Origin of the sequence: Streptomyces sp. NPDC006372 (assembly GCF_040612515.1) — a bacterium.
In the GTDB taxonomy this organism is placed as follows: Bacteria; Actinomycetota; Actinomycetes; order Streptomycetales; family Streptomycetaceae; genus Streptomyces.
In genome coordinates this window covers 19,855-38,890 of sequence record NZ_JBEXQJ010000006.1, presented here as the reverse complement: position 1 = coordinate 38,890, position 19,036 = coordinate 19,855, and the positions used below count along the sequence as shown (strand labels likewise).

Annotated in this window: 14 protein-coding genes; 4 read left to right on the top strand and 10 right to left on the bottom strand. The window is 69.8% G+C overall.

All coding sequences use genetic code 11. The annotated features are described in order from the left end of the window. Positions 1-6: 6 nt before the first annotated feature. The 3 genes from ABZ016_RS12910 to ABZ016_RS12900 form a co-directional block, all read right to left on the bottom strand. Positions 7-219: a hypothetical protein gene (locus ABZ016_RS12910; protein ID WP_356916618.1), complete on the bottom strand. Its 213-nt coding sequence runs from the start codon at positions 217-219 to the stop codon at positions 7-9. Positions 220-531: 312 nt separating this feature from the next. Next, on the bottom strand, positions 532-1,128 hold the full coding sequence (locus tag ABZ016_RS12905) for a hypothetical protein (protein WP_356916617.1): 597 nt from the start codon (positions 1,126-1,128) through the stop codon (positions 532-534). A 513-nt stretch (positions 1,129-1,641) separates the two neighbouring features. Next, the gene (locus ABZ016_RS12900) at positions 1,642-2,010 is read right to left on the bottom strand and encodes a hypothetical protein (RefSeq protein ID WP_356916616.1); all 369 of its coding nucleotides are present in this window, start codon (positions 2,008-2,010) and stop codon (positions 1,642-1,644) included. A 374-nt stretch (positions 2,011-2,384) separates the two neighbouring features. On the opposite strand from ABZ016_RS12900, the gene ABZ016_RS12895 reads away from it, so the two are divergent. Together ABZ016_RS12895 and ABZ016_RS12890 are read left to right on the top strand one after the other, a co-directional pair. Beyond that, a complete protein-coding gene (locus ABZ016_RS12895; RefSeq protein ID WP_356916615.1) occupies positions 2,385-2,939 on the top strand; it encodes a hypothetical protein in 555 nt (184 codons plus the stop codon). Between the two features lie 73 nt (positions 2,940-3,012). Further along, complete coding sequence (locus ABZ016_RS12890) at positions 3,013-3,684, top strand: hypothetical protein (RefSeq protein WP_356916614.1); 672 nt, start codon at positions 3,013-3,015, stop codon at positions 3,682-3,684. A gap of 54 nt (positions 3,685-3,738) precedes the next feature. On the opposite strand, the gene ABZ016_RS12885 is transcribed toward ABZ016_RS12890, so the two are convergent. Further along, positions 3,739-4,425 (bottom strand): hypothetical protein, encoded by a 687-nt coding sequence (locus tag ABZ016_RS12885; RefSeq protein ID WP_356916613.1) that lies wholly within the window; start codon positions 4,423-4,425, stop codon positions 3,739-3,741. A 512-nt stretch (positions 4,426-4,937) separates the two neighbouring features. Here ABZ016_RS12885 and ABZ016_RS12880 point away from each other — a divergent pair. Continuing rightward, positions 4,938-7,463: a type II toxin-antitoxin system prevent-host-death family antitoxin gene (locus ABZ016_RS12880; RefSeq protein WP_356916612.1), complete on the top strand. Its 2,526-nt coding sequence runs from the start codon at positions 4,938-4,940 to the stop codon at positions 7,461-7,463. Beyond that, positions 7,463-8,035: a hypothetical protein gene (locus ABZ016_RS12875; RefSeq protein WP_356916611.1), complete on the top strand. Its 573-nt coding sequence runs from the start codon at positions 7,463-7,465 to the stop codon at positions 8,033-8,035. Before ABZ016_RS12880 ends, ABZ016_RS12875 begins: the two co-directional genes overlap by 1 nt. Before the next feature lie 155 nt (positions 8,036-8,190). On the opposite strand, the gene ABZ016_RS12870 is transcribed toward ABZ016_RS12875, so the two are convergent. The 6 genes from ABZ016_RS12870 to ABZ016_RS12845 form a co-directional block, all read right to left on the bottom strand. Then, positions 8,191-9,042: a 3'-5' exonuclease gene (locus tag ABZ016_RS12870; protein WP_356916610.1), complete on the bottom strand. Its 852-nt coding sequence runs from the start codon at positions 9,040-9,042 to the stop codon at positions 8,191-8,193. Positions 9,043-9,089: 47 nt separating this feature from the next. After that, on the bottom strand, positions 9,090-10,436 hold the full coding sequence (locus ABZ016_RS12865; RefSeq protein ID WP_356916609.1) for a DUF2399 domain-containing protein: 1,347 nt from the start codon (positions 10,434-10,436) through the stop codon (positions 9,090-9,092). Continuing rightward, complete coding sequence (locus ABZ016_RS12860) at positions 10,433-14,623, bottom strand: SbcC/MukB-like Walker B domain-containing protein (RefSeq protein WP_356916608.1); 4,191 nt, start codon at positions 14,621-14,623, stop codon at positions 10,433-10,435. Before ABZ016_RS12860 ends, ABZ016_RS12865 begins: the two co-directional genes overlap by 4 nt. Next, the gene (locus ABZ016_RS12855; RefSeq protein ID WP_356916607.1) at positions 14,623-15,867 is read right to left on the bottom strand and encodes a DUF2398 family protein; all 1,245 of its coding nucleotides are present in this window, start codon (positions 15,865-15,867) and stop codon (positions 14,623-14,625) included. Before ABZ016_RS12855 ends, ABZ016_RS12860 begins: the two co-directional genes overlap by 1 nt. After that, complete coding sequence (locus ABZ016_RS12850; protein ID WP_356916606.1) at positions 15,864-17,438, bottom strand: DUF2397 family protein; 1,575 nt, start codon at positions 17,436-17,438, stop codon at positions 15,864-15,866. Before ABZ016_RS12850 ends, ABZ016_RS12855 begins: the two co-directional genes overlap by 4 nt. A gap of 635 nt (positions 17,439-18,073) precedes the next feature. Then, positions 18,074-19,036 carry a hypothetical protein gene (locus tag ABZ016_RS12845; protein WP_356916605.1) on the bottom strand — a complete coding sequence of 321 codons (963 nt, stop codon included), beginning with the start codon at positions 19,034-19,036 and terminating at the stop codon, positions 18,074-18,076.

Here is a 19,036-nt window from a genome sequence, read left to right as displayed (position 1 = left end):
GGCTCCTCACCGGCGAGACGGGGCGAGGTGGCTGTCGCGGGCGACCTCCCACAGCACGCCGGACTCGGGGGAGGGGTAGCCGTTGGCGGCGATGTCCTCCAGCACAGTGGCGAGAACGTCGACCCGCGCGCGCTGGTCGGCCGCGTACTGGCGGGCCGAAGCGGCGGCGGTCTCATCGAGCGGCTGGCGTTCGGGCGCGGCGGCCGGCTCCTGGCTCATCGAGGGCTCCCGGGGCGTCATGTGGCGTGTGTTCCCACGGTATCGCCCAGCCGGGCCCTGGTCTGCGCTACGGACGAATCCCGCTCCCGCGCGGACCTCTCAGCACGCAGCCGGGACGTCCCCATCGTCGAAGTCCCGGCCTGGATCGCGGACCGGATCACCACCGCCACCGTGTGAACCGCACGCATGGTGGCTGCCTCCCCCCCCACCCGGGGGGGCCGACACTATGAAGTCGCGGCGCCCTCGACGACGGCCAACGGCCCCGCTCCGGGGCGTCCACGACACTGTCGACAGCCCGGCCCTGCGCCACCGTCACCACGCGAGTCGGAGCAGCAAGGACTCGCCACGGCCCCGGCGCCGGCGGACATGGCCGCGCCAGCCCGCCAATACCGCGATCAGAGTCCAGCCCACCGTGCCGGCAATCAGGCCCTCCAGCCGACCCGCAGCGTCCACGTCATCCGCCTGCTCCATGGGTACAGCTCCCTCTGGATCACGCATGACGTCGAGCTGGTCACCCACCTTCGGGGCCCACGCGTCGCCGTTGTAGACCAGCTTCTCCTCCAGCTCGTCTCCGTCTGTGGTCCGGAGGGTGAAGCGGTGGTTGTCACTGGACGTTCCGGCCGCGCTGTCAGCCACGATGACGACACGTTCCCGTACACCGCGCAGTTCCAGTGCCGCCTCGGGCGCGTACTGCACGGCCCCGACGAGGACGAAGAGCGCCGGTACAGACGACAGGACCGTCAGCCACAGGGCTTGGTGGAGCAAAATCAGTGCCACGGCGAAGGCGAGGCACAGCACTACCCCGACAGTGATGGGTATCCATTCCGACCCCAACGTCAGGTAGGCGAGGCCGGCAGTGCCAGCGCCGGTCGCCCAGCAGGAAAACACCACCGCGAGAGTACGCCGCACCGACTTCCACGGTGGCACGGCCTCGACGGGAGGCTCCTCCGCCCCACCCGCCGGTGCAGTCACGCTGCTGTGTATGCCACCTGGCATTGTCTCTCCTGTGCTGCTGGTTTGGGCTGCCTGATTCCTTCGGCAGGCACGCTACAGGCAGTCCCTGATCGTCTCGGCCCCACGCGTAGCCGTCGTATCTCGCAGGCTCTCAGGCCAGGCCCGTGCACAGGCGGCGAGGCGAACCGCGGTAGCAACGAGGGCGTTTGGAGGCAGCTGCCGGCGAGGGTGGGGGGTGACGCGGCTCCTGGCCGATCCCTCCGGCGCGGCCGTAGTCGGCCTCATAGGCGCCCGGATGCCGCGCTAGCGCAGGTGGTCGCGAATCGCGCGGATGAGCAGGCCTGGTCCGCCAGGGCCACGCCCGGCCTGGTGCGTGGACGACCGCGTCTTCGGGAGACGCGCAGGCGGGCCCTGACGTCGGTGCAGGAGGGCGCATCGCCGGCCTGTCCGGCCGAGCGGGGCAAGTCGTCAGGCGTGCTCGGTGAGCACGGCGAGTCCGGCGACGAGTCCCACGAAGGCCAGCACCGCGAGCAAGCAGAGGAACAGCACCAGCCAGCCTGCCAGGATGCTGGCCAAGGCCAGCCCGCGGCCTTCGCCGTCCATCCGGCGTCCCCGGAAGCGGCCTACGTGCCCGGCAGGGATGGCGATCAAGGCGCACAGTGCGGCCAGGCCGACGAAGATGCCAGGGTTGATCCAGGCGATGCCGGTGGCGAAGCTCGCCAAGAACCCGACTCCACTCAGCGTGAAGAACACACTGACCTTCGCCGCCCGGTTTCGTCCCGCCAGTGTCCGCGCCGGTGCTCCGGCTGCCGTCCGCGTACTGTTGGTGCTGGTCATGCCCAGTTCCCCGAGGTGCCCGTGTCCTGCATGCGTACAGGGCAAGGATGTTACGGCCACGCGGACTCCCTTCCGGGTGAGACCGACGCCCTTGACCATCTCCGCCACCGTGGAAGCGCACGCCCGGCGGCTCCATCACGGCTGTCGTGCCCCCATTGTCAGTGGCACCCAGTACGGTTGATCCCGTAGACACGGCATGCCGCGAACCGCCGTTTCCGCTGCTGCCCCCGCGCCCACGCCGCACCGGGACAGCGCCGCCGGACAAGGACCGAGATCGGGTCCCGCGCAGCACCATCTGGAACACCCGTCTGTCCGGCTGCGCCCATGCACGCGACGTCCGGCGGGAAGCGTGGGATCCCGCTGTGGAGACGACCGTGACCAAATCCGGCAGCGACCACCTCAAGCGCCAAGCCCGCCAGATCGCCCGAACCAGCGGCCGCCGCTTCCCCGACGTCCTCGCCGAGCTGCGCCGCGCACCCCGTACGACGCCGCGGCCCTCGAAGGAACTCGTCTTGCTCTGCAACGGCTTGGCGCATCCCATCGACGGCGGCCGGTGCGCCCGACCCGCCGACCATCACCTGCTCGACGGCACCTGGTCGTGGTGTTCACCCGAACCCCACCTGCCCGCGCACATCTGGCAGGGCCACCACGCCGCTGCCGACGAAGCCCGCCGGGCTCAGCACGAGGCGTGGCTGGCATCCCTCACCCCGGCCGAGCTTGCCGACTGGGAGGCAGACCAGGAGGCGGCGTACTGGGCGGACATGGCAGACGAGGCCCGCGAGCCGTACGACCCCCACGAGGACAAGTACGCGGAGATGGCCCTGGACGAGCTGGAGGAAGAGGGCCGGGCCGACGAGACGGACGACATCGGTGAGTACGACGACGGGGAGTGGGCCGACGTGGAGATGTGGGACGGCTCCTACCGGTGAAATCCGACCGGCTCACCGCCAGCGCCCCCGTCACACCCACCCGCAGCCGCATCACCGACGACGGAGACCCGACATGACCGCCACCGCCAGCACGCTCAAGACGTACGGCCCCCTCCAGTTCCCCGACCGCGCTGGGCTGACGCTGTGGCAGTTCGCGCGGGCCCAGCGCCTCGGGCTCATCCCCACGCCCGATGCGGTCGGCGACCGCTGGTCCGCCGCCGCCTTCGACGCCGCCGTCGCCCGCTTCGACGCCATCAGGCAGGCCGTCGGCACGATGCCCGACGTCGGCGCCACCCGCGCCGAGGAGCACCTCGCCGAACGCTTCAACATGACGGTGTACCCCGGCACCGCCGCCGAACTCGCCCGCCGTGGCCATCTGCCCGTCGTCGGCGACCACCAAGGACATCCCCTGTACTGCGGTCTCACCTTGGATAAGTTCACCGACCGTCGCAAGGTCCAACGTGCCTCGGCCGCAGGCCAGCTCCACATGCGCGACGCGGCCGCACAGGCTCTCGGCATCCGTTCATCCGACTTCGACCACCTCATCCGCTCCGGACTCCTGACCCACGCGGACACCGCCCGCTCCGGCTGGAACAAGCACGACGTCGTCCTGCTCTACCGCCAAGCCGATCTAGACCGCCTTGCCCGTAGCCGCAGCATCGACTGGGCAGCCGTCCACGCGACCCCCAAGGGCCACCGATCCCCCCTCGCGGCGCTCCCTACCCGGAAGCCGGCCGGGCGGTGACGGCGACGGAACGCGGCACCGACTGCTACGCCGAACTCCAGGGCATGTCTCCGTCTACTTCTCCCCTCGACTCACCCGTACGCAGCCCCAGGTGCCTGTCGCGACGATCAACGCTGCCAGGCCGCCGATGATCCCTTTGTACGCGCCTGGGTCCAAGTCCACTTCGGTGTCCTCGAACGGACTAGCTGCTCCCTTGGGGTCGTACAGCACGCGCAGTCTGTCGCCTGGCTCAACCAGTTTCGGGTCGCAGCCGTCCCTCATCTGAGGTGAGATCTCCCGGCCGTCGCGGGTGCGGAGCGTGCACTTGTCGGTCTTGCCGTTGTCGACGTCGACCACGACGGCCTCGGTCCACCGGCCCCTTTTCTCCAGGCCCCGCTCTTCGCCGGCCTCTCGGGTGATGACCGCCAGCACGACTGCAGCGGTGAGGGCAACGGTGAGCGCCCCGATGGCCAGTTTCGGCGGCTTCTTATGAGTGACGTGGCGGAGCAAGAGGGCTGGCACCAGAACGAGCGCCAGCGGTATCGCCAGCGCGGCGGTGACAAAGGCCGGGCCGCGCAGGAAGCCCGGCAGGGGCACCACCGGAGCGAACCACATCAGGGCCACCGAGGCCGCCACGCACGCGCTGTTGAACAGAAACCAGTGAATCGGGCCCGTAGGGCGTCGGGGAGGAGCGTTCCCGGCCTGGCTGGGCGGCTCGGTCGGCTCCTGCGCAAGCCCGCGTGTCTCCCTGTCCGCTGCCATGCACCCTCTCCGTCTACGTCGGCCTGTTGACGGACGAGCGTACGGGGCACGGAATCCGGATGATCGACAAGGTCTCCTCAGGTCGCTACTGCCCAAAGCTCGGCGTCATCCCGACCGTGTATTGCCGGGCCTTGCGGGCCGGGGGCGACGGCATTGGAGGCGGTGGAGCCGAGAGCTACGGCAGTGTCGGCGCCCGGCGCTGAACAGTCGGCCCCGGTGTTCCTGGCCGCACCAGCCGCCCCCTCGGCAGCTCCAGGGTGCGGTGAGGGCGACTTCTGGCCCGGATGGCCACGGGCAGGGCTGGCGGTCCTGTCCTTCGCTGTGCCGTGCATCTGCCCGTCGTTGCCGACGGCGAGTTTGCCGTCAACACACACCGAAGAACCCACGAGTGAGTGAGAATCTCAAAAAAGAGTATGACTATGATTCGGCAGGTGAGTGGATTCTGGTACCATGATAGAGAGTTGAGTGTCCTAGGAGGGTGAGTGAGTCAGTCACCGCAGGCGGAGACCGCTATGAATGCGACCGAAGCCCGCAAGGATCTCTACGCCCTGGTGAAGCGTGCCGAGGAAGACGGGGTTACCACACTGATCCACAAGCGGGAGGATCGCGCCTTGCTGGCGCCGCTGGACCGGTTTCCGGCAGCGCGGAAGGCCGGGGCATTCCCCTCCCATGCGCTGAGTGCGGCGCAGAAGGACTTCGGCGATCTCATCACACGGGCGGCTCAGGGCCAGCCGCAGGTGCTCCGGCGGAACACCACGCCGGTCGCGGTGCTGCTCCCTGCCGCCCCCACCTCGGGTGCCCTCTCGTCCGATACGGCCGCGCATCCCGGCGCGGCGACCGCAGGAGGTGCGGTGAACAGCCAAGGCGATCAGGATCGCGGCAGCGCGCCGCGCAGGCTCGCCACGCTGGGCGACGCCATCGGTTCCGTGCTCACCGACGGCCCGGTCGGCGGCCCCACGTTCGGGCTGCCCGGCCTGGACGCCGCGACGGGCGGTCTGCAGCCGGGCAAGCTGACACTCGTGGCGGCCCGACCCAGCGTCGGTGGGAGCCTGCTGGGGCTCGCGGCCGCACGGAAGACGGCGCTCGTCGACCACGAGACGGTCCTCTACGCGGCGTCGGGACCGAACCGCGACGACATTTTCCGACGGATCATCTCCGCAGAGACCGGGGGCGACTACCCGCGCCTGAAGCAGGGCCGCCTCACCGAGCACGAGCAGCAGATCGCCCGCCAGCTGGTCCAGGCGGGCGATGTGCTTCTCATCGATGACGGCAGCGACCTGACCGCCGACGACATCGCCCAGACCGCCCCGCACATGGAGGGCCTGGCCCTCGTGGTCGTGGACCGGCTCCAGGCCGCCCCCAGCGCCCGCCTGCCGTTGTCCGGGGACCGTCTCCCCGATGCCTCCCAGGTCCTGGCCGGCCTCGCGCGCACCCTGCACGTACCGGTGCTCGCCGTCGTAGACAGCGACGACCCCACACTCCTGGGCCTCCTGGACGCCGACGTCCTGGTGACGCTCACAGCGACGACAGACCCTGCCAAGGTCCACGTGACGGTCACAGAACGCGACTTCGGCACGATCGGCTCCGCGTACCTGCAGCCCGACCTGCTCCACGCCCGCTTCCTCGACGCCGGGGCCACCCCCCTCGCCCGCGCCCACAGCCCGGAGCCCTCGCCGGTCACCGGCGGAACAGCCGCTCTGGAACTGGCCGAAGCCGCTCTCCCCTACACATCCGGCGGACACCAGGGCATTCCCGCCGCACTCACCCACGAGCTGGCAGCATGGCGCACCGCAGTCGCAGGCGGCGACCAGGAAGCCCTGAAGGAGATCCTGCCGTCGCTGCTCCAGGCCGCCTCGGCGGTCTCGCGGATGCCGGACACCGCCGAGGGACACCGCCTCGCCGCCGCGCTCAAGGCCTACAGCACGCCAGTGCCCGCCGACGCCGCCGCAGATGCCGGGCAGGCCGCTGCCACCGGTGCCAAAGTCCACGCCCCGACGAGGCGTGGGCAAGCCCAGGACGACGTGGCGCAGGACGAGGAAGACAGCCAGGACGATCTGGCGCCGGGGGATGAGGAGGACGAGCCCGAGGGCCACGTCTTCCCCGCCCTGAGGATCCTCAAGGACGCCGTCGACCGCTCGAAAATGCACCCGATCCCAGTCATCCGCCTGGAGGAACGCGACAGCGTCCCATGGCCGCTGATCAGCGAGGACATGGACGGCGAGCCCCGCTGGGTCCACCCCGATGTCACCCTCACCCGCGTACCCCACACCAAGACGAACGGCAAGCGCGTCCGGCGCGACCACCTCGACGTGCCCGACTCCTTCGGCGAGGGCCTGCTATGCCTGATCGACCGCAACGGCAGCTACCCCTCCGCCTGTTCGGCCGTCCCCCTCGCCCCGAACAAGCTCCTGCACACCGGCCCGCTCGAAGCGTTCGACAAAACCCGGGCCGGCATCTACCTCATTGACATCCCCGAGTGGACCCGCACCGACATGCCCCACCCTCTGGGGCGGATCATCGAGCGGCCCGACGATCAGGGCCGCGTCTGGGTCACCACCCCCCACATCAAGCAACTGCACAAGCTCCTCCGCGAAGGCCACCTCAACGCCGCGCCGGTCATCCACGACTCCTGGACCGGGAAGGCCAACGAGAGCCTCTTCAAACCCTTCTACGAGGCCACCCGCAAAGCACGTACCGAACTCGTCCAGGTCGGCGGCGACCCCTACAAGGCATACAAGACCCGGCTGTCCATCGCGCTGCGCCTGCTGTGGCCCAAGCGCGCCGAACAGCGCTCCCCGTTCTGGCGGCCGGACTGGCGCATGAGCATGGTCGCGGAGGCCTCCGTTCGGCACTGGAGCGTGGCCTTCAGGGCCGTCCAGGAAGGCCACACGCTCCTCGCGCTGCGCAACGTCGACGCCGCCGTCTTCTGGACGCCTGACCGCACACCGCCCGCCACATACCGGATCGGCACCGGCTTCGGCGAAGTCAAGGCCAAGTTCATCCAGCCCGGCGAGATCATCCCCGAAGGTGACGACTGATGGCCGGCCCCACAGGCCGCGGCAACTCCCTGGGCGCCGCACTCAACAACCTCCTGCGCTCCCAAGTCACCCCCCGCCACCGCCTGTCCTCATACACCGCCAAGCACTGGCACGCCCAGCTCAGCCAGCTCACCGCAACCCACCGCGGCTACCAGGCCCTGGAGGACGCCGGCCTCCACGTGACGACCAGGACCCTGATCAACTGGCTGTCCGACCCCGAGTACAACATCCGCCGAAGCTACCGCGACCTCATCCACACCGCCTACGAGAACGCCGCCATCGTCCCCGCCGATCCGATCCCCGACCACGTCAAGAGGGGCCAGTTCGAGATCAGCGGCGTCGTCAGGACAGGCGACGACGAACGCGAGCGCGGCAACCGCCGAGCAGCGCCCCTGCGTATCGACGGCAGCAGGGGCGACTGGAGCGAGATCGAGGAACTCTGGCTGGCCGGCGAGCTCACCGACGACGACTTCGAGGACCACTTCATCGACGACGTCATCGTGGCTGACATCGGCGAAGGCACCGACGGATGGGAGTTTCCTGGCGCCTCGTACTCCGTCGAACTCAGGTAGCAGCACGCGCTGAGCAGTCTCCTCTTAAGCAACGACAAGCCCTGCTCGCGGCCCGTGTACGGGCGTTCAACGCCCGGCACGCGCGACGGCGGCTGCGGTCCTGCAAGGACCGGCTGCCAGGGCCGGAACCGGCCCTGGCTGGCGCCATGCTGTGGTTACGCCCGAGTGCTGTTGGCGATCGTCTTGAGTCGTGCCAGCAGGAGACGGCAGTTCGTCAGGGCGTGGTATCTGCTGCCGAGTGGCTGGTACCGGTATGCCTGCTGCTTCGCCGACCACAGGCCTCGCCACGTCGCGTAGGGGGCCAAAGCGTCCTCCCATCGGCATTGCTGCAACCAGCGCTGTACGGCGCTGGGCCGGGCGTAGTGGCGGTTGAGTTCTCGTTCGATGACGTGCCGGTCGAAGGGCATGTTGTAGGCGAGGCATCGGCGGCCGTGCAGGGCGTCGGTGATGCGGGGGAGCAGGGAGCTGAACGTTGCGGCGGTGGCGACGTCGTGGGTGGTGAGTCCGTGCAGGGCGGTCGCGGCGGCGGTGATGACGGACTGAGGGTTGAGAGTGTGGTCCAGGACCTGTCTGCCGTGCCGGTCGGTGGCGGCGATCTGGAGGGCGTAGGGCGCGTCGAGTCCGGTGGTCTGCACGTCGATGACCAGCAGGTGGGGATCGGCCAGTGCCGCCCGGGCCCAGGCGATCACGCGGTCGCAGTGGCGTTGCCAGTCGTCGGGGCGGCGCAGGCTGCGTACGGCATCACTGAAACTCGTGTGCCGCTCCTGGGCCCTCTGCACCCACCACGGAGTGTCGGGGGCGGTGTTGGCGTGGAGGGTGCCGAGGTAGTCCTCCGGGCGGAGGCACGGGTGGGTGTAGATGCTCCAGCTGGGCCGGTCGGTGTCCAAGGGGCGCACGCATACCACCGGCTGGGAGTCGACGACGGTGGTGAAGGCGCTGGTCCACTGCCGGGGGCCGTGGCGCAGGTCGTGAGCGGGGACGGGTACGGGATGGCGGGGGCAGGACATAACGGCTCCACGAGGTGGGGCGGATCGCGGGGCGGCTTTGGGGGCAGCTACGTCTTCGGCAGGGCTCGTGGGCCGAGGCCGCCGGCTGGAGCGGTTGGCGGTGGGCGGCCGACGCGTAGATCGGTGAGCAGTTCGTCGATGAGCGCTTCTTCGTAGGCGGGCCTGCCGTGCTGCCGCATGGTGGTGGCCAGAGCGGGAGCCCATGGAGTGGGGGCGAGGCGGTCGGTGTCGAGGGCGGCTGGCTCGAACGGAGCTGGGTGCAGGCTCGCGCTGTAGTCCGCGGCCGCCATGCGCCAGACCTGCGCCTCGGGGACGGTGTCGAGGACGGCGCGGACGTGTCCGATGCCCGCGGCGTCGAAGTCGGCGCGGACGGCGATGCGCCATCCGGTGGCCGCCAGCTGTGCCACGGCCCGAAGTTCCGTGCGGGACGGCGTGCCGACTGTGCACAGCAGCCGGACCGGGACCGTGTCGATATCCAGGGCCGCGGCGGTGATGGAGGGGTTTTCGGTGATGAACACCCAGCCGGGCTCGTCATTGTCCGGTGCGGGCCAGGTGACGCGCTGAAGAGTCCATGGGGTCAGGACGAGGGGGTGGCCGAGGGGGACGTGCCAACCGCGGGGGCGGAGGCCCAGGCTGAGCAGGCCGCCGGTGAGCATGTCGAGGGTGACGCCGAGCTGTTCCCAAGCTTCGCGCCGTGCTGTGCCGGGATCGATCAGGCCGCTGGCGGTGGCTTCGGCGAGGACCAGGCCGGCCAGGTCGCTGCCAGCATCGAGGGCGTGGGGGTCACCAGCGGCGGCGTGGGCCAGGACGCGGCGGTCGATGCGCCCGGAGGCCGGTAGGTGCTGCAGGACGGCGGCGCAGGCTCTGAGGAGTTTCTCCGGGGCGGGGTGCTGGGTGACGCGCGCGACGCGGCCGATGCGGTGCAGCTCTTCCCAGCCCTCATCGACGGGGCGCACCGGCGCACGCGCGGGCAGGGCCTGGTACAGGCGGTTTCTGAGCTGCCGCAGGGATGCGAGGCGCGCGGTGTGGCGGGCTCTGTCTGCGGTGCGCTGTCCCACCGGCCGGCCGAGCGCGTGGGCGGCGATACTGCCCGGGGTCAGTGCCGGGCCGTGACGACGCAGATGCTGGGTGAGTTCGTGCAAGTCGATGCGTCGGTGCTGTCCGGGCCGCAGCACGCGTGTGCCCAGCAGGCCGAGGACGCCCGCCCGGGCGGCCGCCGAGGATGGGGCGATGATCGTCGTGGTACGGCTCGTCATGGCCGGATCGCCGCGCTGGTCGGCCCGTTGGCCGATCTGTTCCCACAGCCACACCAGGTCCGGTGCGAGCAGGGAGGACAGGTCGGCGCCGTGGCAGGCCCGATCGCACAGTTGCTCGGGACACAGGCCGGTGGTCATGGCGTCTCCCGTGCTGGCTGTTCAACGGGCGCTGACGGCTGGGGGAGGAGGTTGCCGGTGGCTTCGAGGAGTTGGTGGGTGTAGACGTGCATGGGGGAGGCGATGACGATGCCGTTGGTCGACTTTTCCAGGTCGTAGATGTCGATGCCGTCCCAGGCCCCGGGGGAGCCGTCCCAGTGGTGACTGGTGCACATCAGGTCCAGGTCGAGGCTGGCGGTGTAGGCGGCGATGCCGTCTCTGCCCTTTTCGTCGATCTCGCCGGGTACCTCGTCCAGGGCGCACAACCGCGCGGCATGGCCGGGCAGTTCGCGGTACTCGGCCGAGAGGGCGGCCAGCATCGGGCCCAGGACGATCAGTCTGCTTTCCCCCTGGGAGATGGTGACGCCGCGGGCGCCCCAGCGTTCCTGCTTGCCGTCGGTCCGCGTGATCAGGTATTTCACTGTGACCCAGGTGCGGATGTCGACGGCTTCCGCCAGGCGGTCGGCCTGCGCCGCGAGGCGCGGGGCACCTCGATCGGCTTCGTCTTGGCCGAGCCGCATGACGGCCATGAGCTCCTCGCCGATGCGGCGCTGCTGTTCCGGTGTGCGGTCAGCGTCGCCGACCGTGCAGGTCAGCTCGTGGATCGTCGCGATCGAGGGGGAAAGGTCCGGACGGAGGCTGACATCGATCTGCACACCGACACCGGAGGACGCGGCCGCCAGGGCCATCTGCCCGTTCACCTTGCCGACCCAGTCCTGCAGCTCGACCCACGCCGTGCTGATCGCTGCGGGAATCCGCCCGAGGATGAAGCGCTCCAGGGCTTCGGCATCCGCCGCGTTATAGGCGGCCTGGGCCGCTGCGCGGCGCGCAGCGGCTTCCCGGGCGGCGGCCGGAGGAGAGAACCGCCGACCGCCCAGGGTGAGCTGATGGGCCGGCACACCCTCAGGCACGCTGGTATAGCCCAGACGCCATCCGTCCTCCGCCTCGTCGGCCAGGTGCAACCGCAGGTCGTCCGCACAGGCCTCCAGCAGGCGTGGGGCTTCCTTCACATCGACCAGGTGTGACCGCAGCCGCGTGAGCCAGTCCGCATCGTGGCCGCCCTCGGCATCGGCCGGCCAGTCGAGCGCTTCACACAGCCCGTCGACGGTAAGCAAAGCGTGCACGCGTGCCAGGGCCGCTTCGGCCACGGGCTGGCTTTCACTGAGCCGCTTGGTCGCATGAACGTGGACCTGGCGTGCCTCGGCTTCGGCTCCGATGACGTCATCGAGCAGGGCGCGAGTTGCCTTGAGCTGATGCCTGGCGTCCTGGTGGGCCTGCCGGGCGGCTTCGGCTTCCCGCTCCAGGTCCAGTTCGCTCAACTCGCTGCGCTGTCGGCATGCCTCCAGCGCAGCGGCGGCCTCGCGGGCGTGCCCGTAGCTCGACAGCGCCTTACGTCGGCTGTCCTCCACCTGCGCGCTGGTCTGGGTGACAGGCGCGGCTGTCTCTTCGACTCGGCAGACCAGGCGGCCGATGCCGCGCATCTCCTCGGCTGCCTCGCCCAGGACAGCGGCCCGGCGTTCGGCTCCTTCGGCCTCGGCTCTGGCCAGGCTGATGGTGTCGGGCAGGCCGCCTGCCGCGGCCTGGGCGCGCCACTGGTTCAACGCGGTGCGGTGCTCCGCCTCCTGCTCCTGCGCCAGCCGGTCTTTGCGGGCTGCGTGAGTGCGGGCGTCGTACTCGGCTTGGGCGCTTTCCGCGCGGGTGGCCTCGGCCTGGGATGCCGTTTCCACCTGCGGGTGGGGAAAGCGGTCGGCGAGCCTTTCCACCTGATCAGCAAACTGTGACAGGCGGTGCGCGGCACGCAGGTAGCCGATCGCCGTACGCTGCAGGCGGTCACATTCGCGCTGCGCCGCGGCGGCTTCGCGCTGGGCGGCCGCACGTCGGGCCTGGATGCCGATGTGGGAGGCGAGACGCGCTCCAGTGCCGCTGGGCAGGCGGCCGACGACGGGCCCTGTGCGGTAGGTGCCGTCTGCGCCGATCACCAGACCGGTCCGGTCCTGACCGGTGTCGTCCGGCGGGAGGCTGGCGCTAGGAACATAAACGATCCGTCGCAGGACGGCCGCTGCCACCTCGCTCAGCGGATGGTGCTCAACCGCGGACAGGACCGATGCCAGGGACCGGTCCACGGGCAGGGCCGGCCCGTCGGGGCGCACCATCCAGGTGCCGTCGTGGGCCATGCCCTCGGGGGTCAGTTCGGCGGACAGCAGGCCGGTGGCGGCGATGACCGCCTCCAGTGTGTTGCGGGCAGGTCCGGGCGGGACGCGGTGGGTGTTCCAGTCGACGGCGCAGGCGAAGGCACGAGTCTCGTCCGCCGCTTCGAGCCAGGCCGGTGTCGGCAGAGCGGGCAGCCGGCCCGAACGCCACCGCCGGGCACGCTCGGCTGCTTCCTCGGCCAAGCTGCGCACCTGGGAAGTTTGGTCCGCGTAGTACTCGGCCCGTGAACGAGCCCGGGTGACACTGCTGCCGACCTCGGATGTCACGCTCCGGCTCAAAGCGGCTGCGTCGCACAGGACTCCGGCGAACTCCGCTTCCTCGAGCCAAGCGCCTGCCTGGGCAGCGATCCGCGCGGTATCCAGCCGCGGCGTGATCAGCGTGCTGCCCACCAGCCCGGCCCACTCCTGCACCTTCGTGGCCAGCGTGATCACCTGGTCGCGTACCAGGTCCTGGTTGCTCTGGTGGCGCAGCCGGGCCTGCTCGGCCCGCTCGGCGGCCTCCTCAGCCCGCCCGCGCACCTCCCGGGCCTGTCGTTCCTTGTCCTCGACCTCGGCGTACGCCAGGACGAGGACCCGGGCGTCGTCACGCCGCTGAACCTGCCGATGCCGCGCCTCGTTGAGTTCCTTGACGGTCTCCTCCACGGCTGCCTGATCGATGCTTGCCGCGATCGTGGGCAGCGGGCCGAACGTACGATGCCCGATGACCGTTGCGGCCCCGGCCGCGCGGCTCACCGACACTGGTGCGGTGACGAGCACCGGCACTTCGGCATCGGCGCACTTGCGCGCCACGGAGGCCGCGAGTTGGTCTACGGCGGTGACCGCTTCTTCAAGCCGCGATACGGCCGACTGTGCGTTGTCCAGGTGCGCCTGCAGCAGGTCGCAGTGCTGTTCGTGTGCGGCGCTGTGGTGCTTGGCCGTCTCACGGGCCCGGGCCACGTCGCTGGATGCGGCGTCACGCGCCAGTGCTTGGGCGCGGCTGCCGGTCTCGGTTTCGAGGACCGTCAGTTCCTCTACCTTCGCGGTCAGCTCATGCAGTTCGGCCGCGCTGGCCTGGGCATCCGTCCGGCTCCGTTCGGCAAGGTCCTTGGCGTCCTGCTCAGCGCGCGCCCCGGCGAGCGCGGCGTCGACCGCCGTCAGCGTGGTCCGGGCAGTGGTCTGCGTCCACGCAGCGCACAACTCGTTGAGGAGCAGTGTGGTCTTCTCAGCCCGTACATACCGCTGGCGCGTCGCCTCGGCTGCCGCGAGAGCTTCCTGGGTCACCCGCACCACATCGGGGCTGACCCTGGGCAGCACCTCGCGCAGTTCCAGCTCGGCGTCGGCGGGTCTCATGCCTGCCAAGAGCCCGGGATTGCGCAGTTTCCTGATCCGCTTGGCGATTTGCTTCAGCGTGTTCGCGCCGCACCCGAAAACCCGCTGGGCCAGGTCCGTCACGTAGTCGTCGCTGCTGGTGAACACCTGACCGCCGCAGTCCGCCACCCAGGCTCTGAATTCCTCACGGTTCAGCTCGCTGAAGTCATCGCGATCCGCCCCTGGAGCCGTCGGTGTGGAGAAGAACACCTGCTCCACAGCAGGCTGGCAGCCTTGCGTGTACTCCAGTCGGACGCCGTAGTGGACGACGCTGGTGTCGGTGACTCCGTCCGTCTTCTGCTCGGGCGGGCTGAAGCTCAGCCACAGATATCCGAAGCGACGCCGACCCGGGTTGCCGCCCTTCATCAGCGACTCCAGGCTGGTCTGCCGGTTCCCTCCCGAGCTGAGGTTGCGTGCGACCGGGTCCAGCAGATAGGGGCACAGCGCCTCCAACAGCGTGGTCTTTCCCGTGCCGTTGGCGCCACGCTTCAGCAGGCGGCCCGAGGGGCAGTCGAGCACTTCCCGGGTGTAATGCCAGACGTTCTCCACACCAGCACCTACAAGGTGCCAGCGCCGGGCCCAGCGGTCAGGGGCAGCGTTCACCAGGTTCATCACAAGGTCTCCTCGAGGCGGGAGCCGGGCGAGGGGGACACGGGCTGGTCCGCCACCACGGTCCAGCGGGCCGCGGCAGGCGACAACCACCACCAGACTTCGTATCCGTCGGTCACTCGCAGCAGGTCAGCCTGCTCCAGCAATCCGCGGACATGGTCGGCCAGGCGCGCGGGCTGTGTCCGGTATTCCGCAGCCCACCCGGCGTGTCGTGCCGCCATCTCGCCCAGGCGGTTCACCACTACGGCCGCCGGTGCCCCGCACCAGCCGGGGCCCGGCGCCATGGTCCCGTCCCTCTCGCCTTCAGCCGTCAGACAGTCGATGAGCAGCAGCGCGGCGTGCCGGACGGTGCCCGCGCCGTTGCGCTGACGGTGCGGAAAGCGGAACGGGCCCAGCAAGCCTCCAGCGGTGAGGGCTTCCTCAGGCATGACGAAGGCGGCACCCTCCGTCCGGTGTTCCAGGCGGAGCCCGAAAGCCTCCGCGACGGCCCCACCGTCGCTGGCGAGCCGGACGCTGATCCAGTGCCGCTCCTCAGGGTCCAAATCGCACGCATGGACCACCGCCTGGTCCGCCAGCATGGCGCACACCCGGACCCCGGGGTCGCCAGGCTTCGTGAGCTGCTCGAGCCAGCCCTGAGCGTCATCGGCAGGGTCGGCCAGCCACTGCCCGTGCTCGTCCACAGCGACGTCGCGCGGCAGCAGATGCAGCAGACGCGTGTGATGCACACGCAGCAGGACAGGGGGATCCTCCTGCCCCTCCAGCAGCGCCTCGATGCGCCCGTCCGCCTCCTCAAGGACACCGCGATCGCACAGCATCCTCAGCCCGGCGTGCAGGGCGTGCAGCTCGGCCCTGGACTGGGTGACCGGAATCTCCACCTCGGCCGCGGCCGCGCGTGCCGCTGCCACCACCTGCCCGAGCTTGGCCTTGGACGGCATCGACTCCAGCACCGCGGCGGTCAGCCACAGCCACATTCCCTCCGGCGAGGCCCCCTGCCTGATCCGGCCGCACCGCAGACCCGCGGTTTTGTGTACCCGCACCAGGTCCGGTTCCACCGTCATCGTGCAGCCCACCCGGGCCAGCAGTCGGCGAAGAGCAGGCAGATGCCGGTGCACCGCCTCGATGAGTTCGTCGTCGCGCCCGCCGACCAGCCACGTCCGCACCTGCAGGCGCTGGGCGAGGAGTGCGATGGCCTGTTGCTCGTCGCCGGACCATCCGAGGCCGGCTTGCATCCTGCTGGAGGCCGTCACCGGGCCGCCTCCACTACGACAGTGACGCCCCGGCGGGCGCGAGTGCTGCCCGGCAGGCTCGGTGCGCGCCCGCTTGCCGCCGCCACGGCCGGAGGGTGAAACGCGATCCGCCGCCCGGGGACCAGCACTGACCACCGGACCCCCTCGACACGCCCGACCACCTGCTGAGCCGCAGTCAGCGTGCATCCCAGCCCGTCAACCTGCCCCGTTCGCCTGCCTTCCGGATCCTCCGAATCCTGGGCCCTGACCGCGGCCACGACCGCTCTCAACGCCGCCCGGCACGCCCGCTCCGACAACGGACCACCACCAGCCAGCACCTCCGCGACAGCAGCCCGTCGCTCGGATTCCCGAACAGCACGCAGCTCGGCAATTTCCCGCGCGGCTCCCTCCCGGGGCCTGCGCCGCGCCGCCTTCCCCCGCGGCCCGCTCTGCCCGGTCGCCCGCAGCATCGCCAAGGCGGGAACACGCGGCCCGTCATGCCAGGAGACGACATCTCCGTCCTCGCCCTCGGCCACGGTGTGCAGCTTGGTCCACGGATGGTCCCCCAGCGAGGCCCGCAGCACCGCCGTGCCGTGCGCCGGATCCTGACACGCCATCGCCAGCGACAACGCCTTCGCGCGCAACGTCTGCGGCCCGACTACAGCCTGATGCCGCCGCAGATTGGCATGCATCATCGGGATCGCCCGGACCAGTTGCAGCCCGAACCGCGCGGCCTTGCCTTTCCCCGGTGAGAACCAGCCCAGCAGCCGCTCCCAGTCCGCCACGTCCCCACCCCGGGTTGGCGCAAGCACGCCGCGGGCCACCAGCTGTGCGGCAGGAGACTGCCGCTGCCGGGTGGCCGCGAACTCGCCGAATCGCGGGCGCAGCCGGAGGAGCTGGTCATGGATGAGGGCCACGGCCCGGTCCAGATGAGCCACCACGTGCGTGGCGTACTCCACGATCAATTGCTTGAGCTCGGCTGTGGCCTGGGCATCGAGGTCGAATCGGTCGGCAAGCTGCGCCAGCACATCAGCCTGTCCCACCAGCGCCGCATCAAGGTGGTCGTGCTCGACGAAGACCTGTCCGGCCATCTGCGCCAGTTCTACCTCACCCAGCCCGTCACGTGCCATGCCAGCCAGGACCTCACGGATCCGGGACAGGCCGTCCAGGGGGATCTCTTGCTGCACCAGGCCCTCGGCGACCATCTGCGCCCACAGCCGCTGCACCTGACGGCCCCTCGGTGTCGCGCTGTAGCGCCAGCGAGCTCCGTTCAGTTCCTGCCAGCGCTCGATATCGGAGTCCGGCCGACCCGACGCGGCCAGGAACGTTTCACTCAGCGCACGCAGACGCTGAACCACCACAGCAAGCGGCAGGTGGATGCCCTCCGCTGCGAGAGCTGAGGCCACCTCCGAAGGGGTCAGCTGATCGACGGACCGCTCCAGCACCGCCATGATCCCGGCGTACTGATCCCGCCTCGGACTGAGCAGGTACCCGAATGGGCGGCTCGGGTCCTCCGCAGCAAGCCCCGTGTCGGCCCATCCTTCGGTAACCCAGTCCGTTCCGTCACCGCCACCGAGTGTTCGGTGCCGCATGATCACCCTCCTTTATGACTGATATGTCCGAAAGAAAGGTAAATGCGACCACTGACATCAAGGGGATGCCCACGTGAATCCGCACCACGGAATGGCGGAAACGGAGGGCGCGGACGGGCGGGCGTGGAAGGTGCAGCAGGCGGACCACGGCCAGGACGGCCGGGCGTAGCGGTTGGTCGTCCACATGCGGGACTACCCGGAGGCGCCGGCCGACGCGAGCGACTGGACGTGCTCGGAGCCCTGGAGGTGCTGCGCCTCCCTGGGCCGGTGGCGTGCTCGTAGTTCGGCGCCGACGTCGCCCTCGGACCTCGCGCCTGCGTCTCTGCTGGGACACTGGGCCCACGCCGACGAGGAGGAGCACTTGTGATGGGGCTCTCTGAAAACGGCCCCCCCCTACTCGGAGGTGACCCCACATCTGCTCAGTGGATCTCCCCACCCATACGACACCTCGCCGTCGGCGTCCCCGTCTCCTTTCAGAGGTAGCCGACGCTGATCAGTCAGTGTCGGCTGCGGCACAGGGTGATGTTCGCGGGGGCGTTCATGCCGGTCTGGGGCACGGGCTGCGTGGCGCGGCGTCACCGTTCGGCAGGACCACTTCGTGATCACGACTCGATACGCCCCCTCGAAGGCTCGCGTCACGCACCCGGGCCTGGCGTCGGTGGATGCAGTGGGCAGGTCGGATCTGGTGGCGCGGCCCGGTATGGCGCGAACGCCAGGTCTGCTGCATCCCGGTAGGGACGCCGGGACATCCGGGTAACGAGCTGCCACATGGTGCGTTCCTCGGACAGTTGTGGCGGCAGCACGAGTCCGAGCGCGTCGGCCAACGGTTTGCGGCCCAAGTTCACTATGGCTCGCACTGCGGCGGCCCACTCATCAGTGGCGTACACGCCACAGCGATACCACAGCGGAACGAGCGCACCCACCACGATTGCAGTGACGAATAGCAGGGGCCGCTCGGCCCCGGATGACGTCATAGCCAGAAGGGCAAGCGCCGCCACTACCGCGTGCCCGTAAAGCAATGCCACGAAGAAGTCCACGCTGGTACGCGCCGTTTCCACCTGTCGGCGCGCCTGCACGGGTGCAGCGGCGCTCAGCTCGTTCCAAAGCACCTGAGTGTCGAGGCGGAAGCGGTTGTGGCCATACTCCTCGAATCGACGGATCGCATTGCCGAGCCGGGTCGGGGCGAGCTGCTCGTCGTCCACTGGATAGCGTGCCAACTGCTCGTTGAGGAGTGCACGCTGCACCGGAGTACGGCCTTCCGGTTGGGTAATCAGATCAGCGATCTTCGCCTTGAGAGCTCGCTGTCGCCGACACCCACGCTCGTACGCTCCGCGCGGCCACAGCAGATAACCTTCAAGGATCCGGTAGAGCGGGGTCTGGAGAGCATTGAGCACGATGCCGAAGAGAACGGCGGCACACAGGAGCAGCAGAGCTGTCTGACTAGCCGAGTCAGGCCAGACACGCTCGATGGCTGCAGTCCGCCGCAGACTGGGGGCGACAGCGAGGAAGAAGACCGCGAGATTGAGCGCGGTAGGCAGCACCCAGCCGACGACCAATGCCCATCCGCCCCCAAGGACGCCCTTGGCGATGTCACCCAC

What these genes read in the sequence shown, in the direction of transcription:
- ABZ016_RS12860 (WP_356916608.1), bottom strand. Translation starts at nt 14,623, where the DNA reads ATGAACCTGGTGAACGCTGCCCCTGACCGCTGGGCCCGGCGCTGGCAC.
- ABZ016_RS12865 (WP_356916609.1), bottom strand. Translation starts at nt 10,436, where the DNA reads ATGACCACCGGCCTGTGTCCCGAGCAACTGTGCGATCGGGCCTGCCAC.
- ABZ016_RS12875 (WP_356916611.1), top strand. Translation starts at nt 7,463, where the DNA reads ATGGCCGGCCCCACAGGCCGCGGCAACTCCCTGGGCGCCGCACTCAAC.
- ABZ016_RS12885 (WP_356916613.1), bottom strand. Translation starts at nt 4,425, where the DNA reads ATGGCAGCGGACAGGGAGACACGCGGGCTTGCGCAGGAGCCGACCGAG.
- ABZ016_RS12870 (WP_356916610.1), bottom strand. Translation starts at nt 9,042, where the DNA reads ATGTCCTGCCCCCGCCATCCCGTACCCGTCCCCGCTCACGACCTGCGC.
- ABZ016_RS12900 (WP_356916616.1), bottom strand. Translation starts at nt 2,010, where the DNA reads ATGACCAGCACCAACAGTACGCGGACGGCAGCCGGAGCACCGGCGCGG.
- ABZ016_RS12910 (WP_356916618.1), bottom strand. Translation starts at nt 219, where the DNA reads ATGAGCCAGGAGCCGGCCGCCGCGCCCGAACGCCAGCCGCTCGATGAG.
- ABZ016_RS12880 (WP_356916612.1), top strand. Translation starts at nt 4,938, where the DNA reads ATGAATGCGACCGAAGCCCGCAAGGATCTCTACGCCCTGGTGAAGCGT.
- ABZ016_RS12850 (WP_356916606.1), bottom strand. Translation starts at nt 17,438, where the DNA reads ATGCGGCACCGAACACTCGGTGGCGGTGACGGAACGGACTGGGTTACC.
- ABZ016_RS12890 (WP_356916614.1), top strand. Translation starts at nt 3,013, where the DNA reads ATGACCGCCACCGCCAGCACGCTCAAGACGTACGGCCCCCTCCAGTTC.